Genomic DNA, 9,721 nt, shown 5'->3' on the forward strand with positions numbered 1-9,721 from the left:
GGCGCGGCCGGGGCGGCGGGCACGGGCGCCGGGGCCGGCGACTGGGCGAAGGCGACGGTGGCCAGCAGGCTGGCCAGCACGGCGGGCAGGAAGCGGGAAACGGACATCCGGGACTGACTCCAGTTCATTGGCCGGCACCGCGCCGGCGAGAAAGTTGCACCATGCTAGACCTCATTCGCTGAACACGCGCGGGCTGGGCAGGCCCAGGCCGCGGATGCGCGCGAGCACGCCGTCCACGGCGTCCGGCGACAGCGGGCCGATGCGCACGCGCCAGACCTTGCCGGCGTCGGTACGCACGTCTTCGATGCTCACGTCATCGATGCCGGCATCCTCGAGCTGGCGGGCGATGCGGCGGGCGTTGTCGCGGTCGCGGTAGGCGCCGACCTGGACCCGCTGCGGACCGGTGACCGCGGGCGAGGCCGACGGTGGGGGCGAAAGCGCTCGCCCCGCGGCCGGCGCGTCCCCGAGGTCGGCATCGCCGGTGAGCGCGCGCACTTCCACCCGCGCGGTGCCGGTGCGGTCCACGCCCAGCTTCACCGCGGCGGCGAAGCTGAGGTCGATGATGCGCCCGGCGTGGAAGGGGCCGCGGTCGTTGACGCGGACCACGACCTCGCGGCCGTTGTCGAGGTTGGTGACGCGCACGTAGCTGGGCAGCGGCAAGGTCTTGTGCGCGGCGCTGAAGCTGCACATGTCGTAGACCTCGCGGCTGGAGGTCTGCCGGCCGTGGAACTTCTGGCCGTACCAGGACGCGATGCCGCGCTCGACGTAGCCTTCGGCGCTGGGCCGCACGCGGTAGCTCTTGCCCAGCACGGTATAGGGCGAGCGGTTGCCGTAGGCCGCCGGCGGCTCGTCGCGCGGTACCGGCTCGGGGATGCCGCTGACGTCGAGCGGGTGCTCGGGCGCGCTGTCGCGCACGCCGGGCGCGTACAGGCCGCCCGGGGTGTAGTCCTCGTCGCGGTGTTCGCGCACCTGCAGGCAGGCGGGCGGCATGCCCTCGACGGCGGGCGCGGTGCTGGCCGCGGCGCGGGGCAGGTCGGCGGCGGGTTCGGCCGCGGGCGCCACGGGGCGGACCGGCTTGTCGGCGCAGCCCGCCAACAGCACCAGCAGCGCCAGCCCGGTGAGGCGACTCATGGCGCGGCGAGGGCGTCCTGGCCCGCGGCGATCTCGCGCGACAGCTGGTAGACGGCCATCGCGTACATCGGCGAGCGGTTGTAGCGGGTGATCACGTAGAAATTCTTGAAGCCGAGCCAGTGCTCGGTGCCCTCGCTGCCTTCGAAGGTGACCAGGGTGGCGTCGAGCGCGTGGCCCTGCGCCTGGGTCGGACGGTAGCCGCGTTCGCCGAGTTCGGCCAGGCTGTACTTGGCCTCCAGCGTATCGGGCTTGAACGGTGCGGCGCCCGCTTCCGCGACCGCGCGCGCCACCACCGGCTCGCCTTTCTGCCAGCCGTGCGCGACGAAATAATTCGCGACCGAGGCGAACACGTCGGGCAACGACCCGAACAGGTCGCGCCGGCCGTCACCGTCGCCGTCGCGCGCGTAGGCGCGATAGCTCGAGGGCATGAACTGGCCGTAGCCCATCGCGCCGGCATAGCTGCCTTTCAGCGCGGGCAGGTCGAGCTGCTCTTCCTTGGCCAGCAGCATCACCTGCATCAGTTCGTCGCGGAAGAACCTGCCGCGCATCGCTTCGCGCTCGACCTGCTCGGGCTTGCCGCTGACCGGGTAGAAGAAGCCGAGCGTGTAGAGCGCATCGAGCACGCGGTAGCTGCCGGTGTTTCCGCCGTAGCTGGTCTCGACGCCGATGATGGCGGTGATCATTTCCGCCGGCACGCCGGTGCTTTCCGCCACCGGCTGCAGCGCGTCGCGGTGCTTGGCCAGGAAGGCCTGGCCTTCGCGGATGCGGCGGTCGGAGATGAAGATCGGGCGATAGTCCTTCCACGGCTTCACGGCTTCGGCCGGGCGCGACATCGCGTCGACGATGCCCTGCTTGTAGTCGGACTGCGCCAGCCAGGACTCCACTTCGCTTCGTTCCAGCCCGTACTTCTCGCCGGCTTCGGCGAGGAAGGCCTCGCGCAACGCGGCATCGGGCGCAGGCGCGGTCTGGGCGAAGGCAGCGGCGCCGGCAAAGGCCAGCAGCAGCACGAACAGGCGGGGAAGTAGGCGGGGCATGGCGCTCGACGGTGGGCGGGATGCGGCAATTTACCACGCCGCGGCGCGCCCGCCGCCCGGCTCCGCCGGGTTCAGGTGCCCATGAATTTCGGGTGCGCCCGCACCGACATCACCATGCCGAACCCGGCCAGCAGGGACACCGCCGAGGTGCCGCCGAAGCTCAGCAGCGGCATCGGCACGCCGACCACCGGCAGCAGGCCAGCGACCATGCCGCCGTTCACCAGCACGTAGACCGAGAAGGTCATGGCCAGGGCGCCGGCCAGGATGCGCGAATAGCCCTCGCGCGCCTCGCTGGCGATCCACAGGCAGCGGCCGATGATGAACAGGTACAGCGCCAGCAGCGTCACCACGCCCAGCCAGCCCCACTCTTCGCTGAGCACGGAAAAGATGAAGTCGGTGGTGTGCTCGGGCAGGAAATCGAGGTGGGCCTGGCTGCCCTGCCCCCAGCCCTTGCCGCTGAAGCCGCCCGAGCCGATGGCGATCTTGGACTGGATGATGTTCCAGCCGGTGCCCAGCGGGTCGGATTCGGGGTTCACGAAGGTGAGCAGCCGCTCGCGCTGGTGCGGCAGCAGGAAGGGCCAGGCCGCCGGCAGCGCGGCCAGGCCGAGGCCCGCGAACAGGCCGATGCGCCACCAGGCGATGCCGGCCAGGAACACCGCGAACACGCCCGAGGCCGCGACCAGCATGCCGGTGCCCAGGTCGGGCTGTTTGACGATCATCGCCACCGGCAGGCCGATGATCGCGGCGCAGACGGCCAGCGTCTTCCAGCGCGGCGGCAGCACCGCCGAGTGCAGGTACCAGGCCAGCATCATCGGCACGCTGAGCTTGAGCAGCTCGCCCGGCTGCAGGTAGAACACGCCGAGGTCGAGCCACAGGTTGGCGCTGCGCCCGGTGCCGAACACGAACACCGCCGCCAGCAGCACCAGGCTGCCGGCGAAGGCCAGCGGCGTCCACAGCCGCAGCTTGGCCGGCGGCAGCCGCGAGATCAGCACCATCGCGCCCAGGCCGACGGCGAAACGCACGCCCTGCGAGAACACCAGCCGCGTGTTCTCGCCCGAGGCACTGGCCAGCACCACCAGGCTGATCAGCATCACGCACAGCAGCGCCAGCAGCAGCGGCAGGTCGACCTTGTCGAACAGCCGCGAGGCCATTTCCCGGAGCCAGCGCAGGATCGCGATCATCGCGCGGTGTCCTCCGGCGGGGGCAACAGCCAGGCGTCGAGGATGCGCCGCACCACCGGGGCCGCCGCGCCCGAGCCCGAGCCGCCGTGCTCGACCAGCACCGCCACGGCGATCGTCGGCGCTTCGGCGGGTGCGTAGGCGATGAACCAGGCCTGGTGCCGCAGGTGGTAAGGCAGGTCGGCCGGGTTGGTCGATTCCAGGCCGCGGCGGCTGGTGCGCTGGGCCGTGCCGGACTTGCCGGCCATCCGGTAGGGCGCGCCCACCGCCGCCGCGCGGCCGCTGCCGGTCGGTCCATGCATGACGGCCACCATGCTGTCGTGGACGGCGGCCAGGTGCGCTTCGTTGCTCACCACGCGGCGCGCCAGCGGCTGCGGCTCGGGCACGCGCGGGCGGTCGAAACCGTCCTGGCTGGCCTGCACCAGGTGCGGCCGGCGGATCCAGCCGCCGTTCGCGAGCATCGCCGTGCCCTGCGCCATCTGCAGCGGCGAGGTCACCCAGTAGCCCTGCCCGATGCCGGCGTTGACGGTGTCGCCCGGGAACCATTCCTGGTTGAGCTGGCGCCGCTTCCACGCCCGCGACGGACGCACGCCGGCGATCTCGCCGCTGAGGTCGATGCCGGTGGGTTCACCGAATCCCAGTCGCTGGAAATAGGGGTCGATGCGGTCCACGCCGAGCTCGTAGGCCAGCTTGAAGTAGTACGTGTTCACCGACTGCGCCATCGATTCGGTGAGGGCCACGCGGCCATGGCCGCCCGGCTGCTTCCAGTCGCGGTAGCCGCGCTTCTGGTTGGGCAGGAAGAATTCGCCGGTGGACAGCACCGTGGTCTGTGGCGTGATCAGCCCGGCCTCGAGGCCCGCCAGCGCCATGAACGGCTTGATGGTCGAGCCCGGCGGGAACCCACCCAGCACGACCCGGTTGAACAGCGGCCGGGACGGCGCCTGCAGCGCCTGCCAGTCCTTGTGGCCGATGCCGTTGATGAACAGGTTCGGGTCGTAGCCCGGCAGGCTGACCATGCCCAGGATCTCGCCATTGGCCGGGTCGATGGCGATCGCCGCGCCGTCCTGGCCCTGGAACGCATCCACCATGGCTTGCTGCAGCCGTGCATCCACGCTGAGGTAGAGGTCGGTGCCGGGCTTGGCGTCGTGCCGGCGCAGCACGCCGAGGGCGCGGCCCTCGACGTTGGTCTCGATTTCCTCGTAGCCGATCTCGCCGCGCAGCCGCGTTTCGTAGTAGCGCTCGATGCCGGCCTTGCCGATGTGGGTGAGCGCGGCGTTGCGGCTGTCGCCCATCGCCTGCAGGTCGTCGACGTCGACCCGGCCGACGTAGCCGATGATGTGCGAGAACAACGGGCCGTACGGGTAGCGCCGCGTCAGGTAGGGCACGACTTCGACGCCGGGGAAGCGGTGCCGGTTGACCGCCAGGCGCGCCAGCTCGCCTTCGTCCAGGCGCAGCTTCAGCGGGATCGGGCGGAAGCTGCGGGTGGCGCGGCGGGCGTCGCGGAAGCGGGCCAGGTCTTCTTCATCGAGTGCGACCAGGCGGCCGAGGCCCGCCAGCGTCGCCTCGAGGTCGGGCACCTGCTCGGGCACCAGCTCGAGCCGGTAGGCCGGCACGTTGTCGGCCAGCAGGCGGCCGTTGCGGTCGTAGATCAGGCCGCGCGCCGGCACGATCGGGCGCGGCTTGATGCGGTTGGCCTCGGAGCGGGTCTGGTACTCCTCGTGCTGCAGCACCTGCAGCCGGAAGTAGCCCGCCGCCAGGCCGAGCATCGCGACGGCGATGCCGAGGAACCCCACCAGCGCCCGGCGCCGGAACTGCTCCGCCTCGGCGTGCAGGTTCTTGAGCTTCTGCCGGCGGATCGGGCGCATCGGTCAGGCAGCGCGTTCGCGCAGGCGCAGGCGCAGTTCGTCGAGCAGCAGGAACATCCACGGCCACAGCGCGAACGCCGCCAGCGGCGACAGCCAGGTGGCCCACGGCGGCAGGCCCGCGCCACTGGCGAACTGGATCGCGGCGGCGATCAGGCGATCGTTGACCAGCAGCACCGCCACCGCCAGCGCCTGCTGCCACAGCGGGAAGAAGCGCAGGCGGGCGCGGAAGCGCTGCACCAGGAACACCAGCACCACCAGCCGCAGCGCCTGCTCGCCGAACAGCGTGCCGGCGACGAGGTCGGCGGCGAGGCCGGCCAGGAAGGCCACGCCCAGGCCGATGCGGTCGGGCGCTTCGAGCAGCCAGTAGCAGAGCAGCATCGCCAGCAGGTAGGGCCGCGCCGGGCCAAGGCCGCCGGGAACCGGCACCACCAGCACCAGCAGGCTGAAGGCGAGGCTGCCGTAAAGCAGCCAGGCGGACGGGGTGCGGGTCATGGCGTCGCCCCTTCAGGCGGCGCGGCGGGCGGTGGCGGCGCGGGCGGGCCAACATCGGCCTCGTCCACGGCGTTGCTGACCAGCAGCACTTCCAGGCTGCGGTCGATGAAGGCCGCCGGGCGCGCCTGGGCCACCACGAACAACCGGGTGTCGTCCGGTTCGAGCGCCTGCACCACGCCGACGGGGAAGCCGGCGGGGAAACGGCCACCAATACCCGAGGTGACCAGTTGGTCGCCGACCCGGATGTCGGCGCTCTGCGGGATGTTGGGCAAGCGCAGCTGGTCGCTGCGTCCGGTGCCGAAGGCGATGGTGCGCAGGCCGGAACGCGCCACCTGCACCGGCACCGCGTGTTCGGGGTCGGTCACCAGCAGCGCCGTGGCGCGGCGCGGCGTCACTTCCACCACCTGGCCAAGTACGCCGCCGGCATCGATCATGGCCTGGCCGACGCGCACGCCGTCGTTGGCGCCGGCATCGAGCACGATGCGCTGGCGGGTGGGATCCAGGTCGATGTCGATGATGCCGACCAGTTGGGCGGTGAGGCGATAGCCGCGGGTGCCGCCAAGCAGCTCGCGCAGGCGCTGGTTTTCCTCGGCGACGGCGGCCATGCGGTGCAGGCGGCTGGCGTTGACCTGCAGCTCGCGGCGCAGCTGTTCGTTCTCGGCCAGCAGGCTGCCGCGCGAGGACGTGAGTTCGCGACCGGCTTCGATCAGGCGGCCCGGCGCATCGGCCAGCCACCACACCGGCTCGGCGAGCACGCTCAGCTTCTGCCGGGCCTGGTTCGCGAAGCCACCGCGGTGGTCGCCGACCATCAGCAGCGTCGCCAGCGCAAGGTAGGCCAGCAGCGGCAGCGTGCCGCCGGCGCTCTCGCTCAGTCGTGCGGCAGGGGAACCGGGATAGGCCACGGGAGGATCCGGAAGCGGTGTTCAGCCCCGCCGTGCGGCGGGGGTTTGCGGGGGCCGCCGGTGGCCGGCGGCCTGGCCGGCGGACGCCATCACTCGGGCGAGAAGAACTCGTTGCCGTGCATGTCGATCAGCTCGAGCGCGCGGCCGCCGCCGCGGGCGACGCAGGTCAGCGGGTCGTCGGCGACGTGCACGTGCAGGCCAGTCTCTTCCGAGATCAGCTTGTCGAGGTCGCGCAGCAGCGCGCCGCCGCCGGTGAGCACGATGCCGCGTTCGGCGACGTCGGCGCACAGTTCCGGCGGGGTCTGTTCCAGCGCCTGCTTGACGGCGCTGACGATGCCGCTGAGCGGTTCGTGCAGGGCCTCGAGCACTTCGTTGGAGTTGATGACGATCATGCGCGGCACGCCCTCGGCGAGGTTGCGGCCGGAGACTTCCATCTCCTTCACCTGCGCCTGCGGGAAGGCGCAGCCGATCTCGAGCTTGATGCGCTCGGCGGTGGTTTCGCCGATCAGGGTGCCGTGGTTGCGTCGCACGTAGTTGATGATGGCGTCGTCGAAGCGGTCGCCGCCGATGCGCACCGACTGCGAATAGACGATGCCGTTGAGCGAGATCACCGCGACCTCGGAGGTGCCGCCGCCGATGTCGATGACCATCGAGCCACGCGCCTCGTCGACCGGGATGCCGGCGCCGATCGCGGCGGCCATGGGCTCTTCGATCAGGTAGACCTCGCGGGCGCCGGCCTCTTCCGCCGATTCCTTGATGGCGCGGCGCTCGACCTGGGTCGAACCGCAGGGCACGCAGATCAGCACGCGCGGGCTGGGCCGCAGGAAGCGCGAGGTGTGCACCTTCTTGATGAACTGCTTGAGCATTTCCTCGGTGTGGGTGAAGTCGGCGATGACGCCGTCCTTCATCGGCCGGTGCGTGGTGATGTTGCCCGGGGTGCGGCCGAGCATCTTCTTGGCCTCGGCGCCGACGGCGGCGACCTCGCGGCCGCCCTGGCTGTGGCGGACGGCGACGACCGACGGCTCGTTCAGGACGATGCCCTGGCCGCGGACGAAGATGAGGGTGTTGGCAGTGCCGAGATCGATCGACAGGTCGTTCGAAAACAGGCCGCGGAGCTTCTTGAACATCAGGAGGAAGCCTTGGGAAATGGGGGTTTCGGGGATTGGCTAGGTTAGCAACCACCCCCGGCCCCGGCAAGGCGAAATGCGGCGGTTTTCCGTGCCTTGGCGGCGCCGCCACGCTACCATGTGCGCCTTTCCAAGGGGTGGCCCGCCGCCCCCCCGCCCAACGAGGTCCGACGATGCCTTCTGCCCTGATCTGCGGTTCCCTGGCTTACGACACCATCATGGTGTTCCAGGACCAGTTCAAGAACCACATCCTGCCGGACAAGGTCCACATCCTGAACGTGTCCTTCCTGGTGCCGCGGATGCGGCGCGAGTTCGGCGGCTGCGCGGGCAACATCGCCTACAACCTGAAGCTGCTGGGCGGCAACCCGATCCCGATGGCCACGGTGGGCCAGGACTTCGGCCCCTACCGCGAGCATTTCGAGGCCTGCGAGATCCGGCTGGACCACGTCAAGGAGATCCAGGACCTGTATACGGCCCAGGCCTTCATCACCACGGACCTCGACGACAACCAGATCACCGCCTTCCACCCGGGCGCAATGATGCGGTCGTACGAGAACCACGTCCGCGACGTGCAGGACGTGGGCTTCGGCATCGTCGGGCCGGATGGCTACGAGGCCATGCTGCAGAATTCCAAGGAGTTCGCCGAGCTCGATATCCCGTTCATCTTCGACCCCGGCCAGGCCATGCCGCTCTTCAACGGCAAGGAGCTGACCACCATGATCGAGCAGTCGACCTACGTCACCGTGAACGACTACGAGTCGAACCTGCTGCAGGACAAGACCGGCCTGAGCGAGAAGCAGATCGCCGAGCGGGTGAAGGCCTACATCATCACCCGCGGCCCCAAGGGCTCCGAGGTGCATACCCAGGGCGGCGAGCTGCACATCCCGGCGGCCAACGCCATGCGCGTGGTGGACCCGACCGGCTGCGGCGACGCCTACCGCGCGGGCCTGATCTACGGCCTGATGAACAACATGGACATGGCCACCACCGGACGCATCGCGTCGCTGATGGGCGCGCTGAAGATCGAGCACCTGGGTCCGCAGAACCAGCGCTTCGATTACGAAGAGTTCGCGGAGCAGTTCCGCCAGCAGTTCGGATACGCCCTGCGCTGAAGCGGGCGGCGCCGGCCGGGGCCGCGTGGCGCGGGACCCCGGCATCAAACCGCAGCGGCGTCGAGTCCTTGCTCTAGCGGGCTGGGCGAGGGTGAAGCCTCCCCCGCCCCGGAGCCACGCCCATGCGCACCGTCAAGCTGCTGCTGCTTTCCGTCGCGATCGTCGGGCTTTCCGCCTGCAGTCGCGGACTTGAGTTCGACATCGCCAACACCGACAGCGTCGCACTGGTCGAAGCGATCCGCGCCGCCAATGCCGCGCCCGGCCACAGCACGATCCGGCTGGCCCGCAATGGTTTCTACATCCTGTCGAGCGAAGCCGAGGCGGGACTCATGCTGCCCGCGGTCCGGGGCCGGCTGACCATCGAAGGCAATTACGCCGAACTCCGGGGGTATAGCCCGGACCCGGCGGCAATCCTCGAAGTGCAGCGGGGAGGCCAGCTGCGCATCAGCAACCTGGTGATGGCCGAAGGCACCAACGGTACGCTCAGGAACTATGGCCAGTTGCGGCTGGCCGATGTCGACGTGGTGGATGGTTCGGTTTCCACCTTCCCGGCGATCGTGCTCAACCACGGTGAGTTAGAGGCGGTCGGGGGCGAGATCGCCTACAACCACCTGCTGAGCAACCGGCGGGACGCCGGGACCGTGCTGAACTATGGCCAGGCCCGATTCACCGACACCCGCATCCACGGCAACCGCGCCATTGCCAGCTACCCCACGGTGGCGGTATCCGGCGGCGTGCTGAACTACGGCATGGTCGAAGCCGAGGGGCTCAGCTTCGACGACAACGAGATACCGTCCGACGAAAACCCGCGCATGAGCTTCGGCGGCATCCTCAACCTCGGCAACGGCGAGGTGAGGGGCATGGCGGCGGCCACCGACGT

9 protein-coding genes are annotated in these 9,721 nt (G+C 70.2%); 2 read left to right on the forward strand and 7 right to left on the reverse strand.

Features of this window, described 5'->3' with window-relative positions; translation table 11 throughout:
* Window positions 1–171: 171 nt before the first annotated feature.
* From Q0C12_RS13660 to Q0C12_RS13690, 7 genes are all read right to left on the reverse strand, one after another.
* Window positions 172–1,131 (reverse strand): septal ring lytic transglycosylase RlpA family protein, encoded by a 960-nt coding sequence (locus Q0C12_RS13660; protein ID WP_290891110.1) that lies wholly within the window; start codon window positions 1,129–1,131, stop codon window positions 172–174.
* Window positions 1,128–2,165, reverse strand: coding sequence for a lytic murein transglycosylase B (gene mltB / locus Q0C12_RS13665; RefSeq protein WP_290891112.1), 1,038 nt, complete (start codon window positions 2,163–2,165; stop codon window positions 1,128–1,130). Before mltB ends, Q0C12_RS13660 begins: the two co-directional genes overlap by 4 nt.
* Before the next feature lie 71 nt (window positions 2,166–2,236).
* Window positions 2,237–3,346, reverse strand: a complete 1,110-nt coding sequence (gene rodA / locus Q0C12_RS13670) for a rod shape-determining protein RodA (RefSeq protein WP_290891114.1) — start codon at window positions 3,344–3,346, stop codon at window positions 2,237–2,239.
* Window positions 3,343–5,208: a penicillin-binding protein 2 gene (gene mrdA, locus Q0C12_RS13675; protein WP_290891116.1), complete on the reverse strand. Its 1,866-nt coding sequence runs from the start codon at window positions 5,206–5,208 to the stop codon at window positions 3,343–3,345. Before mrdA ends, rodA begins: the two co-directional genes overlap by 4 nt.
* A 3-nt stretch (window positions 5,209–5,211) precedes the next feature.
* Window positions 5,212–5,700, reverse strand: a complete 489-nt coding sequence (gene mreD / locus Q0C12_RS13680; protein WP_290891118.1) for a rod shape-determining protein MreD — start codon at window positions 5,698–5,700, stop codon at window positions 5,212–5,214.
* Complete coding sequence (mreC, locus tag Q0C12_RS13685; RefSeq protein WP_290891120.1) at window positions 5,697–6,602, reverse strand: rod shape-determining protein MreC; 906 nt, start codon at window positions 6,600–6,602, stop codon at window positions 5,697–5,699. The genes mreD and mreC overlap by 4 nt, the downstream gene beginning before the upstream one ends.
* A gap of 89 nt (window positions 6,603–6,691) precedes the next feature.
* Window positions 6,692–7,729, reverse strand: a complete 1,038-nt coding sequence (locus tag Q0C12_RS13690) for a rod shape-determining protein (RefSeq protein WP_034212510.1) — start codon at window positions 7,727–7,729, stop codon at window positions 6,692–6,694.
* A 173-nt stretch (window positions 7,730–7,902) separates the two neighbouring features.
* On the opposite strand from Q0C12_RS13690, the gene Q0C12_RS13695 reads away from it, so the two are divergent.
* Window positions 7,903–8,841, forward strand: a complete 939-nt coding sequence (locus Q0C12_RS13695; RefSeq protein ID WP_290891123.1) for a carbohydrate kinase family protein — start codon at window positions 7,903–7,905, stop codon at window positions 8,839–8,841.
* 122 nt (window positions 8,842–8,963) lie between these two features.
* A partial coding sequence (locus tag Q0C12_RS13700; protein ID WP_290891125.1) for a hypothetical protein occupies window positions 8,964–9,721 on the forward strand: 758 nt, incomplete at its 3' end.

The organism is Arenimonas sp. (assembly GCF_022842045.1).
In the GTDB taxonomy this organism is placed as follows: Bacteria; Pseudomonadota; Gammaproteobacteria; order Xanthomonadales; family Xanthomonadaceae; genus Arenimonas.